The organism is Pseudomonas sp. SHLD1 (genome assembly GCF_028640935.1).
Classification (GTDB): Bacteria; Pseudomonadota; Gammaproteobacteria; order Pseudomonadales; family Pseudomonadaceae; genus Chryseomonas; species Chryseomonas aestiva.
This window is the reverse complement of the sequence record NZ_JAQZAD010000013.1, coordinates 65,483-84,757: the sequence shown is the minus strand read 5'-3', so window position 1 is coordinate 84,757 and position 19,275 is coordinate 65,483. Positions and strand designations below refer to the sequence as shown.

The window sequence follows — 19,275 nt, the reverse complement described above, 5'->3', positions numbered from 1 at the left end:
GCCATCATATTGATATTATCAATGTCACTTATCGCACATTGATATCTCTTCTGTCAGTCCAGGTCACACATGAAAACCTCACCAGAGCTGGGTCGGCTTGTCGATCAGACGCTTGCTGTGCCGGTCGGGCCCTTTGCCTTCGTCTCGGTGCTGGAGCGCCTGTTTCAGCTGGATATCCACCAGCAGCGCACGCGTCACCTCACTCGCTGCCTGCTGATCGGCACCCTGAGCTACGACAGCTTTCTGATCTGGTGGTGGCTCCTGCTGCAAGACGCCCTGCCCTGGGCGGCCGCTCAGATGCTGGGGATCGCCACCCCCTTCGCGCTGCTGGTCGTGGTGCTGCTGCAGGTGGTGCCGACACGTTGGCGCGAAACCCTGGCCTCGCTGCCGTTCTATGTCGGCCTGGTGGTGGTCTACAACCTGGTGATCAATGGCCCGTCGGGCAGGGAGATGAATCAGACACTGTTCATCTTCACCTGGCCGCTGATGCTGGCCTTCGTCAACACCTGCATGAAGAGTCCGCTGCTGCCGGCCCTGCTGTTCAACGGCTTCGCCCTGTCGGTGATCGCCCTTGCCGTCCATGAAGCGCCGGTGTCACCGATCGTGGGCGGGCTGATGATGACCAACGCCATCGTGATGGCGTTCTTTTCGCTATTGGCCAGTTACTGGCTCAACGTCGAAGGGCGCCGCTCCTATCTCTACAAGCTGCGCGAAGAGGTCCGCCTGGCGTCACTCAATTCGGCCAATCAGGATCTGCAGATCCTTTCGGAAACCGATTCCCTCACCGGGCTTGCCAATCGTCGTCAGCTCCGCCCGCTCCTCGAAGACTTCTGGCAACGGCGCCTGGCCGGCGAGCAAGGCGCCGTGCTGCTGATCGACGTGGATCACTTCAAGCGCTACAACGACTACTACGGCCACCTCGCCGGAGATGACTGCCTGCGCTCCGTGGCCAAGGCCCTGGCGGTCGGGCTGGGCCCGGGTGACAGGATCGGTCGCTATGGTGGCGAGGAGTTCGTCGTCCTGCTGGACCGGATCGGCCCGGCCGAGGCGCTGGACGTGGCGGAAGCCATCCTGGAACGCGTTCGTGACCTGCAGATCCCGCACCAGGGGCGTCAGGACGACAAGACCCAGGTCACCGTCAGCATCGGTATCGCCCGCAGCGGCCTGGCCGGCCTGAGCAGCGCCGACGACCTGCTGGACTGTGCCGACCGCGCGCTCTATCGCGCCAAGCGCGATGGCCGTGATCGGGTGTTCGAAGGGGGCGTCGATGCCATCCTGGGCGCCCCGCTCGACCATGCCGCGCTGCTCACCCCGGAGGATGTCCGCAAGGGACTCGCGGGCAACGAATTTCTGCTGCACTACCAACCCATCTATCGCGTCGAGCCCAGGCAGGTGACGGGCTACGAAGCGCTGCTGCGCTGGCAGCATCCGACCCTGGGCATGGTCTCGCCGGAGGTTTTCATCCCGCTGGCGGAACAGGGCAACTTCATCATCGCCCTGGGCGAGTGGGTGGTGAAGGAGGCCTGTCTCGCGGCCAGTCAGTGGCCTCCGCACCTGAGCATCTCCATCAACCTGTCACCGCTGCAATTCGCCGATCCCATCCTCCATGAGCGGGTATCCGCGGCCCTCAGGCTCTCGCGCCTGGCGCCCAATCGCCTGGTCCTGGAGGTCACCGAAGGGGTGGAACTGGTCATAGACACCAAGACCCGCCAGTCCTTCGCCCTGCTCCAGCTGCTGGGTATCCGCATGGCCCTGGACGACTTCGGCAGCGGCTTCGCCGGCCTCGGCCCCATCCTCGAACTGCCCTTCCAGCTGATCAAGCTCGATCGCCGGATCCTGGCGATCGAGGACGAGGAACAACGTGGCCAGGTCCTGAACTCCCTGTTGCTGCTGGGCAAGGCCATGAAACTCGAGGTGCTCTGCGAAGGCGTGGAAACCCCGGAACAACTGGCGCAGCTGCAGCAGCTGGGTGTCCGGCTCGCCCAGGGGTATCTGCTGGGCAGACCCGCGGCGGCTCCGAGCGGTCAGGAATTCCAGCTGATGGCGTCCCTGGAAGCCTGAAGCATGGCCGCTAGCCGACTGCTGGCCTCATGACGGCAGCCTGCAAAGCGGCTACCGGCCCGTTTAGAAGATCGCCAGGCTATCCAGCACCGCCGTGCAGAGCGCGCTTCCATAGGTGACCACACCTAGCGGTACCCCCACCGCAGCGCCCAGGATCAGGGCACAGACCAGCAGCGCCACCAGCGGTATCCCGAACACGGGCTGCACCAGGAAATGGCCGCCGCTGTTCTCCCCGGCGACTTTCGTCTTGGACGTCTCTGCCGGGTTGCCGGCTTCGGAGCGGGCGCGGGTGGGCTGCGCCGACGGCTGACGCCCGGGCCTGGCCTTGCCTTCCATCTCGATCAGATCGGCGATATCGGCGAGGGTCCCGCTGTTGCGGGTGATCTGCTCATGAGCAGCGCGGAGGGAATCGGGCTTGGCCGTGCGGCCTGCACCGCGAGGAGGTCGTCGTGAGGCGGTCATAGTGCAAGAAACGGCGGAAAAGGGGCTTAGGATGACACAGTCTGAGGTTAAGGCTATTAACCTTAGCCCCATATGTGGCTAATTGCCACTATTTCACTGGGACCTGCCTCAGCAGCGGAACGCTGACCTCCTCTCCCGCTTCGAGCTCCGCCAATGCCAGGCGGGTGGCTTCGAGCCGCTCTTCCAGGGAGTAGTCCTCCACGTCCTCGTCCGGCAGCTCCAGGTGTCGTTCAAGCGCACTGGAGGAATGCCATCCGGCATCCGCGGCGCGACCCTCCGCGACAGGGCAGGCCAGGCTGTCCAGCGAGGGGATAGACGGCGGTTCACTCGCTCCAGCCTTCTCAGCAAACTCGCAGGGGCCCGTGCTGGGCAGAACGTCGTGCGCAGCGTCCTGCTGGATGTACAGCGGGACCACGGCTTCGTCGGCCTGCCCCGTGGCGGTCAGCGCAGCCAGGGTGCGCGCGAGTTCGAGCCTGGGCACTACCCCGGCCCGGTACAGCGCCAACAGGCGGGCATCGACGTAGCCCAGCAAGAGGTAGCCCGCCGAGGTTTCGCTGCCATCTTTATTCATCACAGTGCTTCCTGAATGGAGTTGGAACGATCGCCTCCAGGGTTCGCGGAGGCGAATGAAGGACCGCTCACCTGACTATCCGATCCTGAGCGCTGCAGCCCTTCAGCTGTTTCCGCAACCCGGACGAGGCGCAGCCGACATTCTGCCGGTGATACCACGCTGGAGACAGGAAAGAACGCTCTGGCGAAGCGCCCGCTGCGCCTTCACGGCAGCCACAACCCCGAACACCTGGCTGAGCAGCCAAGTGCTCCGACTCGCTCAGCCCAAGTCACCGAGCTGAGCGAGGCCCTGCACAGGCAGAGCCATCAGGCCGAACAGGCGGCAGGGTCTATCGCTGCACGGCGATGCACTTGATTTCCGCGAGGAGTCCGGCACGGGCCAGTTCGGCGACGCCAATGCAGGTCCAGGCGCACATCTCTCTGGGAAAGACCGCATCCTTCACACGCCTGAAGACCGGCATGTGCCTATGCAGGTCGACGTGGAAAGTCGTCAACTCCACGACGTCCTCGAACGTACAGCCACCCGCTGCCAACACAGTGCGAAGATTGTCCCAGGCCGCCCGGAATTGCTGCTCGGGATCCTGGATAACCTCCAGCTCCGGCGTACGGCCCACCTGCCCTGCGCAATAGAGCGTCTTGCCAACCTTCACTGCCGGTACATAACCCGCACGTTCGACCAGCAGTCTCATGCTGTCGGGGATGATCAACTGGCGATCCGTCATGTCTTCGCGCCCATGGCCCAGGAAGACCCCAAGCTAACAACAGAAGCGCGCCGCGGCCTAGTCGCGCTTTTCCGGGGCTGCCTCGGACGCCCGACCTCGTGGGCCCTACTTCGATCATCCGGGGTGACGACCGCTCCAGGACGGGCGAATACGATCGGGACACTTGTCCCGCACACGACCGTCGCTTCCGGCGGGGGCACATACCAACCGCCCAGACCCACATCCTCAGCGTCAAAATCCGGCTGAAAACCCCATGCTAGACAGCTTTTCCTCAAGTTACCGCGACCATTGCCGCTATGTTTCTCACACTTCCCAACCGGTACATGGGTATGACCCTTCGCGCGTTCAACATCGCCACCCGCAGCCTGCTGTGCTTCGGTCTACTCGCCTTGCTGGTAGCCGGGCTGGGTATCTTTGGCATCACCCAGATGTCGCAAATCCGGGATCAGAGTTTGGTGATCGAAACGAACAGCATCCCGGGCATCGTGGAAGCCGATAACCTGGCCCTGCAACTGGCCCGCACCCGCATCGAGGTGCTGCGCCTGCTAGCCATTCCTGACGCCTCGACCGTCGCCAACACGCGCAAGAAGATCGACAGCATCAGTGGCGAGGTTGCGGACGCCTTCGGCCGCTATGAAAAAATGGTCAGCTCCGATCGTGAACGCCAGGCCTTCGAAAGCCTGCGCCAGGTCCATCGGGACTACCTGGACAACGTCAACCAGCTGGCCGATCTGGTCGCCGCTGGCAAGGTGGAAGAAGGCCGGACCCTGGTGCAGTCGGGCATGGCCCAGCTGGGCGCCAGGATGAACGAGAGCACCGAGGTCCTGCGCAAGGTGAACCAGGAGGACGTCAAGGCCGCCACCGAGGACGCGGGTGTCACCTATAGCCACTCCAAGACGATCACCTGGCTGTCCATCGGCCTCGCGCTGGGACTGACCCTCCTGCTCGCCTGGCGCATGACGGTCAGCCTGACCCACCCCATAGCCACCGCGGTAGCCGCGGCCAGGGTCATTGCCGGTGGCGACCTGACCCAGACCCTGGATGCCCGTGGTCACGACGAGGCCGCCCAACTGCTGCAGGCCATGCGGCAGATGCAGACCAATCTGCGTGACACCCTGGGCCATCTGGGCCAGTCCGCCACCCAACTGGCCTCCGCCGCCGAGGAAATGACCGCCGTCATGCAGGAGAGCGCTACCGGCCTGCAGCAGCAGAACAGCGAAATCGAGATGGCGGCCACCGCGGTGACCGAGATGAGCCAGGCGGTCGAGGAAGTGGCCGGCAATGCCACCTCCACCTCTACCGATTCGCGCCAGGCCGCGGCCAGCGCGCGTCACGGCCAGCAGCAGCTGGGCAACACGCTGGTAGCGATCGAGACCCTGACCGACAATGTGATGAGCGCCAGCGATCGCGCGCGTGAGCTGGCCGAACAGACCCGCAACATCAGCCAGGTCCTCGACGTCATCCGCTCGGTAGCCGAGCAGACCAACCTGCTGGCGCTCAATGCGGCCATCGAGGCCGCTCGCGCCGGCGATGCCGGTCGCGGCTTCGCGGTCGTGGCGGACGAGGTACGGGGGCTGGCCCAGCGAACCGGAGACAGTACGCGCGAAATCGAGAAGATGATCGGCAGTATCCAGCACGGCACCGGGCAGACCGTGAATGCCTTGCTGACCAGTGCCGACCAGGCGCGCCAGACCCGCGAACAGGCGCAGGCCGCCAGCGGCGCCCTGGAAACCATCGCCCAGTCGGTGTCAGGTATTGACGAGCGCAATCTGGTGATCGCCAGTGCCGCGGAGGAACAGGCTCAGGTGGCTCGCGAGGTCGACCGTAACCTGGTGCGGATCCGCGACCTGTCGGTCCAGACGGCCGCCGGCGCGCAACAGACCCGCGTCGCCAGCCAGCAGCTGTCTGAACTGGCGGTGCAGCTGAACGGGCAGATTCGCCGATTCCGCGTGTAGACGTCCCCGACCCTCTAGGTGCTTGCCCCCTCCCCCAGGGCTTGTCGGCAACCGGCCAGCAGGCTGACCGTTGGGTCGAGCCAGGTCGAGCACCACCCGATCCGGGTGATACTCGACGGGCTGCTGGCCTCACCGAGCTACCCCTTCCAGCGGGCGCGGGTCAAACACTCCCGTACTCGAAACACCCCGGCCAGGCGCGATGTCCTCTTCGCGGGGAGGCAGACCGCGCGCCGGTCTTGGCGGATCGGTCCAGTAGCAGGGAGTACGGGTATTGCTCTTCGGCCGGGCCGACTGCTCGCAGGTCATCGCAGCCGATGACCTGAAAGACCGCACTGGCTCAGCGCAAGGTGGGAGGCGGTCCGCAATCAGGGTCTGATGCGATGAACCAGGCAGGTGCCCTGGTCAGATGGCGCTAGCCACGCAGCTGCCACGCGGATGAATTGGAACTGCCCGTGCGGCGGAGTTTCTTTCGCCTGCCGCCTGGTAGCCTGGTGGGGTGGCGTCCCTTGGATAGCAGCCATAGGTGACCTTCCGATCACCCATGGCTACCGGTTTGTCAGTTGGTAGCCTCGATCTTGGAGGCCTTGTCTGCCCTCCGCCCTTCCTGGGCCAGCGTTTCATGCATCTCCCGGTGCTGCTGGAGCGCCGCCTGGCTATCACGAAAATCGTCGTTGTGCGAGATCGAGCGCTCGCTGCCGTCGGCGGCATAGCTGACGTTGGCCACAGCGAGGACGGCGGCAAACAGGGCAGTCTTAAGGAACGTCATGGTGTTTCTCCTTCTAGGGTGCGGCGTGGGTATGAGGGTCACTCTAGAGGGGCGCGGCTAACGCCAGGATGAGCCGCGCATTACAATACTGTCATCCTTCCCCGGGCTGTTCGCGACGGCGCAGGACGCTGTGGTAGAGCGCGGGCAGGACCAGCAGCGTCAGGGCGGTCGAGGACAGGATGCCGCCGATCACCACGGTCGCTAGCGGCCGTTGCACCTCTGCGCCGGTGCCGGTGGCCAGGGCCATCGGAATGAAGCCCAGCGAGGCCACCAGCGCGGTCATCAGCACCGGCCGCAGGCGGACCAGCGCGCCCTCACGCACGGCGATATCCAGCGGCCTGCCCTCCTCCAGCAGGCCACGGATGAAGGAGACCATCACCAGGCCATTCAACACCGCAACGCCCGACAGGGCGATGAAGCCCACGCCGGCCGAGATCGATAAGGGAATGTCCCGCAACCACAACGCCAATACCCCGCCCGTCAAGGCAAAGGGAATGCCGGTAAAGACCACGAGGCCGTCGCGCAGATTGCCGAACATCATGAACAGCAGCACCAACACCAGCAGCAGCGCTACCGGAACCACGAGTTGCAGTCGCGCGGCGGCGGCCTGCAGCTGCTCGAACTGGCCACCCCAGCTGGTCCAGTAGCCTGCCGGAATCCGCACCTGGTCGGTGATGGCAACGGTGGCATCCGCCACGAAGCTACCGATATCCCGATCGCGCACATTGGCACTGACGATCACCAGGCGCTTGCCGTCTTCACGGCTGACCTGATTCGGACCCAGCACCGTTTCCAGGCGCGCCACATCGGCCAGGGGGATGAACTCGACGCGGCCTTCCACCGCCGGCAATGGAATGGGCAGGCGTGCCAGCACCGCCGGATCGCTGCGCAGGGCCTCCGGAAGGCGGATCATGAGATCGAAGCGGCGGTCGCCCTCGAAGAGCGTGCCGGCCTTGCGGCCGCCGAGCGCCGTGGCAACCACATCCTGAATGTCACCGACGTTGAGACCGTAGCGCGCAGCCCGCTCACGGTCGATCTGCACACTCAGCAGTGGTAGCCCACCGGTCTGCTCCACCTTCACCTCGGCGGCGCCAGCGACCTTCTGCAGTACCCTGGCGATGTCCGCGGCGGTCTTGTTCAGCACCGCCATGTCGTCGCCGAAGACCTTGACCGCCACATCGCTGCGCACCCCGGAAATCAGCTCGTTGAACCTCAGCTGGATCGGTTGCGACAGCTCGTAGTTGCTACCGGGCACGCGCGCGGCCGCCGCCTCCAGTTCGGCCATCAGCTGCTCGCGGGACTTGCCTGGATCGGGCCATTGCGCCTGCGGCTTGAGCATCACGTAGCTGTCGGAGATGTTCGGCGGCATCGGATCCGCGGCGATCTCGGCGGTGCCGGTGCGCGCGAATACCCGCTCCACCTCGGGAACCTGATCCAGGATGGAGCGCTCCAGGCGTTGCTGCATGTCCACCGATTGCCCCAGGCCGGTACCGGGCACCCTGAGCGCCTGCAGCGCGAAGTCGCCCTCGCTCAGGCTGGGTACGAACTCACTGCCCAGGCGCAGCGCCAGCAGCACCGTCAGCACCACGCTCAGGCCTGCGCCGGCGAAGACCAGTGGCCGCCGCCGCATGGCTGCATCCAGCGCGACGGCATAGCCGCGCCGCGCCGCGCCCATCAGCCGATTGTCCTTTTCCTGCACGCGCCCCGTGACGAACAGCGCCACGGCCGCCGGGACGAAGGTGATGGACAGCAGCATGGCGCCCACCAAGGCGATCACCACGGTGAAGGCCATGGGATGGAACATCTTGCCTTCCACCCCCGTCAGGGCGAACACCGGCAGATAGACCACCATGATGATCAGCTGCCCGAAGATCAGGGGTCTCCGCGCCTCGCGGGCGGCGGCGAACACCTCCTGGAAGCGCTCCCGGCGATCGAGCACCCGACCGTGCCGGCCCTGGGCATGAGCCAGCCGGCGGATGGCGTTCTCCACGATCACCACGGCGCCATCGACGATGATGCCGAAGTCGAGCGCACCCAGGCTCATCAGGTTGGCGCTGACCCGATTCGCGGCCATGCCGCTGAAGGTGAAGAGCATCGAGAGCGGAATCACCAGCGCCGTGATCAGCGCCGCGCGCAGATTGCCGAGGAAGACGAAGAGCACGGCGATGACCAGCAGCGCGCCTTCCACGAGATTCTTGCGTACCGTCGCGATCGCCTTGTCCACCAGCGTGGTGCGGTCGTACACGGCGACCGCCTGCACCCCTTCCGGCAGGTTGCGATTGATCTGCGCCAGGCGCCCGGCCACTGCCAGGGCCACCTCGCGGCTGTTCTCGCCTACCCGCATGAAGACGGTGCCGAGTACCGCCTCCTCGCCATTTTCGGTGGCCGCCCCGGAACGCGACTCCTGTCCTACCCCGACCGTGGCCACATCCCGGATCCGCACCGGGGTACCGTCCACCGTGGCGAGCACGATGGTGGCGATGTCCTCGACGGAAGCGAGCTGCCCCGGTACCCGAATCACCAGCTGCTCCCCGGCGCGCTCGATGAAACCGGCGCCGACGTTGGCGTTGTTTCGCTCGAGCGCCACCGCCAATTGCTCCAGGGTGATGCGATAGCCGGCCAGGCGCCTGGGATCGGGCGCGACCTGATACTCCTTGGCGTAACCGCCAATGGTGTTGACTTCCGCCACCCCGGGTACGGTGCGCAACTGGGGTTTGACGATCCAGTCCTGGATCTCGCGCAGATCGGTGAGGGTATAGGCTGCGCCATCGGCCCGGCGCGCCTGCGGCGCGGCCTTCACCGTCCAGAGGAAGATTTCCCCAAGCCCCGTGGACAGCGGACCCAGGTTGACCTCCACGCCCTCCGGCAGGGCCTCGCGCGCGCCCTGCAGGCGCTCGCTCACCTGCTGGCGAGCGAAGAACAGATCCGTCCCGTCGGCGAAAATGACGCTGATCTGGGCAAAGCCCGAGCGCGACAAGGAACGGGTCCGCTCCAGCCCGGGCAGGCCGGCCATCGCCGTTTCCAGGGGATAGGTGACCCGCTGCTCGACCTCCAGCGGCGAGGCGCCCGGTACCTCGGCGTTGATCTGCACCTGGACGTTGGTGATGTCCGGCACGGCGTCGATGGGCAGGTGCCGATAGCTGTAGATCCCCAGTGCCGCGATACCGAGCGTGGCAAGCAGCACCAGCCAGCGCTGCTCGATGGCGAAGCGAAGAATACGTTCGAACATGATGCGCCCTTAGTGGGAGTGCTCGGCCGAGCCCTTGCCCAGCTCCGACTTGAGAATGAAGCTGCCGTGCTCGGCCACCCGCTGGCCGGCGCTCAGGCCCTGACGAATCTCGACGCGCTCACCGTCCCGCACCCCGATGACCACGGGGGTCGCCTGAAACCCGTCTGCCGTCCGGACGAACACCACGGGGCGATCCTCGACGACATGCACGGCGCCACTGGGCACGCCAAGCACCCTGGCCCCTCGCCCGTCATCGAGCCGCACCGTGACGAACAGACCGGGGCGCCAGGCGCCGGCCGGATTGGCCAGGGTGACGCGCGCGGTCGCCGCCCGGGTCTGCTCGCCCAACAGATTGCCGACGTGCGCCACGGTGCCCTCGGTGCGGCTGTCCAGCTCTCCTGCGACTACCTCCACCGTTCGGCCCACGGTCACTCGACCGAGGTCGCGCGCAGGAACGGCAAAGGTCGCCCAGACGCGGGACAGGTCGGTGAGCGTGAACAGGTTGCTGCTTGGGTCCACCCGCTCGCCGAGGACCAGGTGCTTTTCCACCACCACGCCGTCGAAGGGTGCGCGCAACTCGTAGCGGCTACCGCCCTGAGCGGAAGCCGCGCCACCCAACGCCTGGGTTTTCTGGCGGGCGTTGCGGACCGCGATCTCGGCCTCCTGCAGGGTCTGCCGCGCCTGCAGCAAATCCTGCTCGGCACTGATCCGCTCCTGCCACAGGCTCTGCTCGCGGGCATACAGGGTGCGCGCCAGTTGCAGACGCTGCTGTGCGGTCGCCAACTCGCTGCGCACCTCGGAAAGCTGCTCGCTGGCAATGACTGCCAGCACCTGCCCCTTGCGCACCCGGTCCCCGAGATTGGCCTTCACCTCCTCGACGATGCCGGGCGTTCGCGACACGACGTGCGCGGTACGATCCTCATCGAAGCGAATCTCGCCGGGCAGACTCAAGGAGGCGCCGACGCTCACCGGCGTGACTACCTGGGTCTCGATGCCGGCCGCGCGAATCTGCTCGGCGCTCAGCTCGATCGCCCCTTCGGCATGCGTCTCCTCACCCTCGCCATGGGCACCCTCCTGCGCCTCATGGCCGTCTTTTCCGGGGGCCAGATCCCCACGGGGCTGGACCGCTCCGGTCTTGGCCTCTGCCGCCTTCGCGGGGGCGGCGGCGGGCTCGGGATGGTCGTGACCGGCCCCCGCCTGGAGCGTACTGAAAGGCAGCCCACTGCCAATCACTGCGATCAGCAGCGGCCGCAGCAGTCTCGGCCTGAATGAAGTCATGGTCATGCAAGAACTCCGCACCCGGTCTGATCCCGGGATCTGTGGCGTCATGGGGAAGTGAAGAGCGGGCCATGGAGGCGTTCGAGGCGGGCCCAGGCCGCGATCTGCGCCCGCTGGGAGAGCAGGTACTGCCCCCGGGCCGCAACGAGCGCGCGCTGGGCTTCGAGCACGTCCAGCTGGGCAAAACGACCCAGCGAGAAGCCGCGCGTGAGGTCATCGACCGTGCGCTGACCCGCTGGCAGCACCCGGTTGCGCAAGTCGTCGACGTCCGCTGCTGCGCTACGCCAGTCGCGCAGCGCCTGAAGGGTGTCGGCCTGAACTTGCAGTTCGGTCGCTCGCTGGAGATCGCGGGCCTGATCGGCGCGACTGGAGGCGGCGAGCAGGTTGCCCTGGTTGCGATCGAACAGCGGCAGCGGGAGCGAGAAACCCACCAGATTGACCCGCTCCCCCTCGAGTTCGTCGTACTGGCTGCCAAGGCTCACCCGCACGTCCGGATAGCGCTGGCTGCGCTGCAGATCGACGTCAGCGTCCCCGGCGACTACCTGCCGCCGGGCCTTGAGCACCGCCGGTGTCTGGCGGATGGCCTGCAGCAGCCGGGCTTCGCCGGGAGGTGCCGGCAGACGATCCAGGTCACCGACCGGCTCACCGAGCCGGGCGACGGAGACGCCCAGGTGGCGGGCGAGAACCTCACGTGCGTTGTCGCGTTGCTGCAGGGCGCGCCTTAGCTCCAGCCGCTGGGTGACCTGCTCCACCTCCGCGCGGGTACCCGATACCGGCGAAAGCTTGCCCGCTCGAATCTGCGCCCCTGAGCTGTCCAGGCTGCGCTGGGCCAGCGCCTGCGATTGCTCGGCGAGCCGTACCCCTTCTTCGGCCAGGAGCAACTCGTAGAACCCCTGGATGATGTCCGCCCGCAGGGCATAGCGCCGCGCCTCGAGGTCCGCGTCGACCACACCGGCGTTGGCCGCGGCCACCGCCACCCGCGCAGCACGCTTGCCGCCCAGTTCAAAGGGCTGGGTGAGCGTGAGGCTGCGGGTCTGGCTGGCAGACCGCGTGTCCTCCACCTCGAAGGCGAGCTCGGGATTGGGTATGAGGCCCGCCTGTTGCCGTGCGCCTGCGGCCACGGCGGTCTCCTGGCGGGCGGCCAGATAGTCGGGATTGTCGCGGAGGGCCTGGGCCAGCGCCCCCTCCAGGGTGAGCGGCGAGGCCTGGACCGGACCGCCGGCGAGCAGCAGACCTAGCCCCAGGACCAGTCCCGTCAGGCGCGCGGGCCCAGGATGTCGACAGAGAGGAAGTAACGGCACGACAGCGGCTCCTGTGCGGAAGGCGCGACGCTCGAAGGGAACGTCGCTCGGTAGCGGAGCCGACTCTAGGGAGCGCCACCTATCGCTCCGGTGACGCCAACATTACAAAGCTGCAAGGAAGTTGCCGCGGTGCGGGTATACCGGCAGGCTTGGCCGCTTGACCTTCTAGCGACTTCAGGCTTCAGCCTGCGCCACCTCCTCGACACGGCCGATACAGACGATGCGCCTACTGATAGTGGAAGACGAAGCCCGGGCCGCGGATTACCTGCAGCAGGGCCTCAGGGAGAATGGCTATGTGGTCGACCGGGCCGCGACCGGGATCGATGGCTTGCATCTGGCCCTGCAGCAGGACTACGACCTGATCCTGCTGGACATCAATCTGCCGACGATGGACGGCCTGGAAGTCCTGGAGCTGCTGCGCCGACGCAAGCAGACCCGGGTGATGCTGCTCACCGGCCAGAGCCGCACCAGCGAACGTGTGCGCGGACTGGACGCCGGCGCTGACGACTACCTGACCAAGCCATTCGAGTTTCCGGAATTGCTCGCCCGCATCCGTGCCCTGCTGAGGCGCGGCGAAACGCGGGTGGTCAGCGATACGCTGCAACTGGCTGATCTCGAGCTGCACCCCTTTCGCCACCGCGCCTTCCGCGGTGACCAGCGCATCGACCTGACCAGCAAGGAATTCGCGCTGCTTCACCTGCTCATGCAGCGCCAGGGGGAAGTGCTCTCGCGCACCGAAATCATCTCGCGCGTCTGGGACATGAATTTCGACTGCGACACCAACGTGGTGGAGGTCGCCGTTCGACGCTTGCGGATGAAGGTCGATGAGCCCTTCGGGGAAGCCCTTATCCATACCGTACGAGGCGTCGGCTATGTGATGGAACGTCGCTCATGAGGCCCATGAGCCTCGCGCTGCGCCTGGGGCTCATCGTCTCCGGGGTGGGCCTGCTGCTGGCCGTCGTTCTGGTTGTCATGGTGTACGGCGTACTGGACCGCGAGCTGGACAGGCGCGCCGCCGAGCAGTTACAGGCCAAATCGGGGCAGATCCTGCACAGTCTGGAAGAGCGTCCCGCGGATGCCAGGGCGCCCTGGCAGCACGTGCTGGCCGACGCGCTGCTCGGCCACGAGGAGCTATCGGTCACCGTGCTGTCGGCCGCCGAAGACACCCCCCTGTATGGACTGGGCTCCCACGCCTACGCCGATGAGTTACGGCCAGGCCGCTGGCCGGATGCCCAGACCCTGGCATGGCACTCCGACGACGGCCACGACCTCCTGACCGTCCGGACCTACCTGACCATTCCCGGGCTGCCGCCCCTGCAGCTGCTGCTGAGCCAGGATCGCAGCAGCGATAGGTTCCTTTTGGATGCCTTCCTGCGCGCGGCCCTGATAAGCCTGCCGATTCTGCTGCTGCTGATCGGCGCCGCGGCGTGGTGGACGGGCTATCAGGGTCTTGCGCCGTTACGGCGCTTCCGCCGAACCGCACGCGCGATCACTACCCGGAAGCTCACCTTGCGGGTCGACGACACCGATCTGCCTGCGGAAGTGGCTGAGCTGGCCACTGCACTGAACACCATGCTGGAACGCCTCAATACCGGGGTGCAGTTGCTCGACCGCTTCGCGGACGACGTTGCCCACGAGCTGCGTACGCCGCTCGGGATCCTCATTGGGCGTACGCAGATGATACTCAGCCGGAAGCGTGACGAGACCTCGTATCAACAGGCCCTGGAGGAGTCCCTGGACGAGTTGGATCGCCTGAGCCGAATCGTCACGGACATGCTGCTGCTGGCCCGCCTGGACAGTCACGAACCGCTGAGTTCATTAGGCAAGGTGGCTGTCGAGCACGAGGCGCTCAGGGTCTGCAGCCTGTTCGAAGCCTATGCCGAGGCGCGCGGGATAGAGCTTGCCGTCGAGGGTCAGCTGCAGGTCGAGGGCGACAGACTGATGATCCAGCGGGCGCTGTCGAATCTGCTTTCGAACGCCATTCGGCATGCTGATCCGGGAACGACGGTGACCGTGAAGCTGGTCCAGCAGGAGGACGATGGTGGGCAGGTCGCGGTGCTGAACCAGGGATCGCCCCTGGACCCGGATGAGCTGTCGAAGGTCTTCGAGCGCTTCTACCGGGCGGGCGACCGTCAGACCGGTGGCAGCGGCCTGGGCTTGGCAATCGTCCGCGCGATCATGACCTCCCACCAGGGGTGGGTGCAGGCCGAATGTCACGCCGGAAGCACGAGCTTCACACTGACATTTCCTCCACCCGTTACGCCCCTGACAAGCCACGATGCCCAGTGCGGCCCTGAACGCCGCTGATACTGGCGATCTTCTTCGGTGCCACACCTACCGTGGCCCGCCCGCATCGCCCCGACCGATCAGGCTTCGCCCCAGGCGCCGACCTCGTCCTTGACGACTCCATACCCTGGGCAGGACAGCTTCGACCAGCGTCCCGGCCCCTGGTCGAGCCGAATGCTGTCGTGCGCCCGTGCGTGCCCCGACCTGTCATGGCAAAAACCTGACCGCTGGAATTGATCAGCCACGGCCAAGAGGATCAGGCAAAACGCGTCAGCCTCCCCTGCTGTGTGCAGCGATCACCCAGCGCTCAGGTGTCGGCGTCGCCGGTGTCCTCACCCATGGCGTTGATGTTGGAAAAGCGCTCGACCAGGAAGTCGATCAGGCTGCGCACCCTGGCCGAGAGGTGCAGCTGTTGCGGGTAAACCGCATAGATATCCGCTTGCTCGGTCTGGTCTGCCAACACCAGCCGCAGGCGCCCGCTGCGTACATAGCGGGCGATATCCCATTCGGACCGCTGCAGAATCCATAGCCTTCCAGGGCCCAGTTCAAGGCCACTTCCCCATCGTTACAGCTCAGGGCACCGTGGATCTTGATATTTTGGGTACGCCCGCCGTTGTTGAAATTCCACACGCCGTAGGTCGCTTCGTTCTGCCGCAGAAAAATGCAGCTGTGGTCTTGCAGGTCCGTGAGCCGGGAGGGGCTGCCATGCTTTTCCAGATAGAGAGGGGAGGCGCATAGCAGTCGGCGATTGGAGGCGATCTTGCGGGCATGGAACGCCGCGTCGGGGAGATTGCCGATCCGAATGGCCAGATCGAAACCATGGGCGGCAAGATCCAGAGGATGATCGCTGATCTCGAGCTGCACTTTGACCTCGGGATAGCGGGTATGAAAGGCCGCGAGGGCCGGGCCGATATAGCGACGGCCAAAACCCAGGGTCGCATTGACTCGTATCAGGCCTTTGGGGGTCGCGCGACAGCTGCTGACCAGCTGCTCCACCTCATTGATCTGCGTGAGGATGCGCTCGGCGTGGTTGAAGTACATCTCCCCCTCGGCCGTCAGGCTCATGGACCGGGTTGTCCGGGTGACCAGGCGAATGCCCAGGCGGGCTTCGAGCGCACTCAGCCGCTTGCTCACCGCCGGCGGGGTCACCCCCAGTTCCCGGGCGGTCGCTGCCAGGCTGCCTTTCTCGGCAAGCAGATGAAAAAAAGCGAGATCGAGGGTCTGGCTCATTGTTAACTCAAAGTTAATTAAGTAGTGATTTTGAGGCACTCGCAGGGTAGTGATCACTACATATACTCCTCTCACACACTGCTGAACAGCCTGCGGTCAGCAATCCCGAGCCAGCCGGCTTAGTTGATCCGGTTATACGCGCCATCGGCACTACTGCAGTTTCAACCGACTGTAGTGAACTGGATCAACAACGGGATTCAAGGCCTGCACCTCGACATTGAACGTCACCCTGTTGAAAGCGGCTCGCACCGGCACCTTCAACTTCGATAGAGGAGAAATCCGCACTTGGCTTGGAGCCTGCGGAAAATGCAAAGGGCGAATGTTCAATAGACGAACGCATTGCTGGTGTTGATTGATCGCTGACCGTCTTCAATCGCGCGAGGCAATACTTCAGACATCTCGCAATTGGTCGAAAGCCGGTTACCCGATGTCTCCTGACAAAAATAAAAACTCAGGGATTAATAATGAAAAAAGCGCTCGGAAAACTCTACGTACAGGTGTTGCTCGCAGTAATAGCCGGTTCTCTCGTCGGCGTGCTGTTTCCTGAAACAGGGGCGGCACTGAAACCCTTGGGCGATGCCTTCATCAAGCTCATCAAGATGCTGTTGGCGCCGGTCATCTTCCTGACGGTAGTGACCGGCATCGCCGGCATGGAAAACATGAAGGAACTGGGACGCGTCGGCTTCCGCGCCCTGATCTATTTCGAAGTGGTTTCCACCCTGGCGCTTGTCGTCGGCTTGGTGGTCGCCAATGTATTGAGGCCCGGCAGTGGAATGAATGTCGACGTCACGACCCTGGATACCTCCAGTCTCAGCAGCTACGCCACGGCCGCCAAGCATACGTCGGCCATGGACTTCCTGATGGGCATCATTCCCAACACCATCGTCGATGCCTTCGCGAAGGGCAACGTGCTGCAGATACTCCTGTTTTCGGTCTTGCTAGGGGTCGCCCTGGCCAATGCCGGGCCGCGGGCGAAACTCTTCGTCGACACGCTCGACAGCCTGACGCAAGGCATGTTTCGGATCGTCAGCATGATAATGCGCCTGGCGCCAATCGGAGCCTTCGGCGCGATTGCCTTCACCATCGGCAAATACGGCTTCGGCTCGCTGTTTTCGCTGGGCAAGCTGGTGGCGTGCGTCTATCTGACCTGCGCGGTGTTCGTGATTTTCGTCCTGGGCCCGATCTGCCGATACAGTGGCTTCAGCCTCTGGAAGTTCCTGAAGTACATCAAGGAAGAACTGTTCACCGTGCTGGGGACCTGCTCATCCGAATCGGTGTTGCCGCAGATGATCTCGAAAATGGAGAAGGCCGGTGTATCCAAGCCGGTGGCAGGACTCGTCATCCCATCAGGACTGACCTTCAATCCTGATGGGCAAGCCATCTACTACACCATTGCCGCCATATTCATCGCCCAGGCGACCAATACCCCGCTGACCCTGACCGATCAGCTGATCGTGCTGACGGTTCTGATGTTTACCTCCAAGGGGTCCGCGGGCGTAGCCGGGGCAGGCTTCATTATCCTCACGGCGACCCTGGCTTCGCTCGACACCATTCCGGTGGCCGGCATGGTGTTGCTGTTGGGTGTGGATCGCTTCATGTCCGAGGCGCGGGGCATTACCAATACGATCGGCAATAGGGTAGGAACGATGGCCATCGCCAAATGGGTAGGCGCCTTGGACACTGCCAAGATGAATAGAGCGCCGGATGGCGAAGACCTGGAAGAACCGCGTGATGCTGCGCGATCCGAGACCGCCAGATCGGCGACTTCACCGAGCGAGACGCTTGTGCAACTACCCGAGGTTACAAGTCGGGCGCTCAACCATTAATAAAGACCTGACCGCCCTTTATTACGCGGCCTCACGTCGGTGTCTGCTCCGCCGAAAGAGTGTGTTCATTACTTGTCGATGAAAAACACGTTCTTGTTGTTCGATTCGATCCAAGAGCCAGTTTCCTGGCATACAAAAAACTCAAAGCAGGATAATGCGATGGTTAGCCGAACGCTTTACGACAAACTCTGGGATTCACATCTGGTGAAACAGCGCGACGACGGCTCGGCGCTGCTCTACATCGACCGTCACATCATTCACGAAGTGACCTCGCCCCAGGCCTTCGAAGGCTTGCGTCTGAGCGGCCGCACGCCCTGGCGTGTCGATGCCAACATCGCGACCCCGGACCACAACGTGCCGACGACATCTGAGCGCAAGGGCGGCATCGCGGCCATTGCCGATCCGGTTTCGCGTCTGCAAGTGCAGACCCTCGATGACAACTGCGACCAGTACGGCATCACCGAATTCAAGATGAACGACGTTCGCCACGGTATCGTCCATGTCATCGCTCCGGAACAGGGCGCCACCCTGCCGGGGATGACCGTGGTCTGCGGCGATTCCCACACCGCCACCCACGGCGCCTTTGGGGCGCTGGCACACGGTATCGGCACCTCCGAAGTCGAGCATGTGCTGGCGACCCAGTGCCTGATCGCCAAGAAGATGAAGAACATGCTGGTTTCCGTCGATGGCCAGTTGCCACTCGGGGTGACCGCCAAGGACATCATCCTCGCGGTGATCGGCAAGATCGGCACCGCCGGGGGTAATGGCCACGCCATCGAGTTCGCGGGCAGCGCCATTCGGGCCCTGTCCATCGAAGGCCGCATGACCATCTGCAACATGGCGATCGAGGCCGGCGCCCGCGTAGGCCTGGTCGCGACGGACGAAAAAACCATCGCCTACGTCAAGGGCCGTCCGTTCGCCCCGAAAGGCGCGGAATGGGATATGGCCGTCGAAGCCTGGAAAGATCTGGTCTCTGATGCCGGCGCCCGCTTCGACAAGGTGGTCGAACTCGACGCCGCGCAGATCAAGCCCCAAGTCAGCTGGGGCACTTCGCCAGAAATGGTCCTGGCCGTTGACCAGAACGTTCCCGATCCGGCCCGGGAGACGGACCCGATCAAGCGCGACTCCATCGTCCGTGCCCTGAAATACATGGGGCTGACCGCCAATCAGGCGATCACCAACATCCCGCTCGACCGCGTGTTCATCGGCTCATGCACCAATTCGCGGATCGAAGACCTGCGGGCTGCGGCCGTGATCGCCAAGGGCCGCAAGGTGGCTTCGACCATCAAGCAGGCCCTCGTCGTGCCAGGGTCAGGTCTGGTGAAGGCCCAGGCCGAAGCGGAAGGCCTGGACAAGATTTTCCTCGACGCCGGTTTCGAATGGCGCGAGCCAGGTTGCTCGATGTGCCTGGCAATGAATCCGGACCGCCTGGATGCCGGCGAGCACTGCGCCTCAACGTCCAACCGCAATTTCGCCGGGCGCCAGGGGGCCGGTGGTCGTACCCACCTGGTCAGCCCGGCCATGGCCGCCGCCGCGGCGGTGAATGGTCGCTTCGTCGACGTCCGTGACCTGATCTGAAGGAGCCAAGC

At 64.6% G+C, this 19,275-nt stretch carries 13 protein-coding genes and 1 pseudogene; 6 read left to right on the top strand and 8 right to left on the bottom strand.

The window, feature by feature from the left end; all coding sequences use genetic code 11:
* Positions 1–69 precede the first annotated feature (69 nt).
* Entirely contained in the window at positions 70–2,061 is a 1,992-nt protein-coding gene (locus PVZ77_RS05885; RefSeq protein WP_273805887.1) for a putative bifunctional diguanylate cyclase/phosphodiesterase, read from the top strand.
* Between the two features lie 63 nt (positions 2,062–2,124).
* On the opposite strand, the gene PVZ77_RS05880 is transcribed toward PVZ77_RS05885, so the two are convergent.
* The 3 genes from PVZ77_RS05880 to PVZ77_RS05870 all read right to left on the bottom strand — a co-directional run bounded on the left by PVZ77_RS05880 (position 2,125) and on the right by PVZ77_RS05870 (position 3,815).
* Entirely contained in the window at positions 2,125–2,523 is a 399-nt protein-coding gene (locus PVZ77_RS05880; protein WP_273805886.1) for a hypothetical protein, read from the bottom strand.
* Positions 2,524–2,611: 88 nt separating this feature from the next.
* Positions 2,612–3,094 (bottom strand): hypothetical protein, encoded by a 483-nt coding sequence (locus PVZ77_RS05875; protein ID WP_273805885.1) that lies wholly within the window; start codon positions 3,092–3,094, stop codon positions 2,612–2,614.
* Positions 3,095–3,422: 328 nt separating this feature from the next.
* Positions 3,423–3,815, bottom strand: a complete 393-nt coding sequence (locus PVZ77_RS05870; RefSeq protein WP_273805884.1) for a RidA family protein — start codon at positions 3,813–3,815, stop codon at positions 3,423–3,425.
* 329 nt (positions 3,816–4,144) lie between these two features.
* Here PVZ77_RS05870 and PVZ77_RS05865 point away from each other — a divergent pair, with 329 nt between their 5' ends.
* Positions 4,145–5,770, top strand: a complete 1,626-nt coding sequence (locus PVZ77_RS05865; RefSeq protein WP_273805883.1) for a methyl-accepting chemotaxis protein — start codon at positions 4,145–4,147, stop codon at positions 5,768–5,770.
* A 556-nt stretch (positions 5,771–6,326) separates the two neighbouring features.
* Here the strand turns inward: PVZ77_RS05865 and PVZ77_RS05860 are convergent.
* From PVZ77_RS05860 to PVZ77_RS05845, 4 genes are all read right to left on the bottom strand, one after another.
* Entirely contained in the window at positions 6,327–6,536 is a 210-nt protein-coding gene (locus PVZ77_RS05860; protein WP_273805882.1) for a hypothetical protein, read from the bottom strand.
* Positions 6,537–6,627: 91 nt separating this feature from the next.
* A complete protein-coding gene (locus tag PVZ77_RS05855; RefSeq protein WP_273805881.1) occupies positions 6,628–9,765 on the bottom strand; it encodes a CusA/CzcA family heavy metal efflux RND transporter in 3,138 nt (1,045 codons plus the stop codon).
* Positions 9,766–9,774: 9 nt separating this feature from the next.
* Complete coding sequence (locus tag PVZ77_RS05850) at positions 9,775–11,049, bottom strand: efflux RND transporter periplasmic adaptor subunit (RefSeq protein WP_273805880.1); 1,275 nt, start codon at positions 11,047–11,049, stop codon at positions 9,775–9,777.
* A 41-nt stretch (positions 11,050–11,090) separates the two neighbouring features.
* The gene (locus PVZ77_RS05845) at positions 11,091–12,344 is read right to left on the bottom strand and encodes a TolC family protein (RefSeq protein ID WP_273805879.1); all 1,254 of its coding nucleotides are present in this window, start codon (positions 12,342–12,344) and stop codon (positions 11,091–11,093) included.
* Positions 12,345–12,564: 220 nt separating this feature from the next.
* On the opposite strand from PVZ77_RS05845, the gene PVZ77_RS05840 reads away from it, so the two are divergent.
* On the top strand, positions 12,565–13,239 hold the full coding sequence (locus PVZ77_RS05840; RefSeq protein ID WP_273805878.1) for a heavy metal response regulator transcription factor: 675 nt from the start codon (positions 12,565–12,567) through the stop codon (positions 13,237–13,239).
* A 5-nt stretch (positions 13,240–13,244) separates the two neighbouring features.
* A complete protein-coding gene (locus PVZ77_RS05835) occupies positions 13,245–14,651 on the top strand; it encodes a heavy metal sensor histidine kinase (RefSeq protein ID WP_273805877.1) in 1,407 nt (468 codons plus the stop codon).
* A 286-nt stretch (positions 14,652–14,937) separates the two neighbouring features.
* Here PVZ77_RS05835 and PVZ77_RS05830 read toward each other — a convergent pair.
* Positions 14,938–15,860, bottom strand: a pseudogene (locus PVZ77_RS05830) (LysR family transcriptional regulator).
* Positions 15,861–16,324: 464 nt separating this feature from the next.
* On the opposite strand from PVZ77_RS05830, the gene PVZ77_RS05825 reads away from it, so the two are divergent.
* Together PVZ77_RS05825 and leuC are read left to right on the top strand one after the other, a co-directional pair.
* A complete protein-coding gene (locus PVZ77_RS05825; protein WP_273805876.1) occupies positions 16,325–17,686 on the top strand; it encodes a dicarboxylate/amino acid:cation symporter in 1,362 nt (453 codons plus the stop codon).
* A 159-nt stretch (positions 17,687–17,845) separates the two neighbouring features.
* A complete protein-coding gene (gene leuC, locus PVZ77_RS05820; RefSeq protein ID WP_273806321.1) occupies positions 17,846–19,264 on the top strand; it encodes a 3-isopropylmalate dehydratase large subunit in 1,419 nt (472 codons plus the stop codon).
* Positions 19,265–19,275 lie beyond the last annotated feature (11 nt).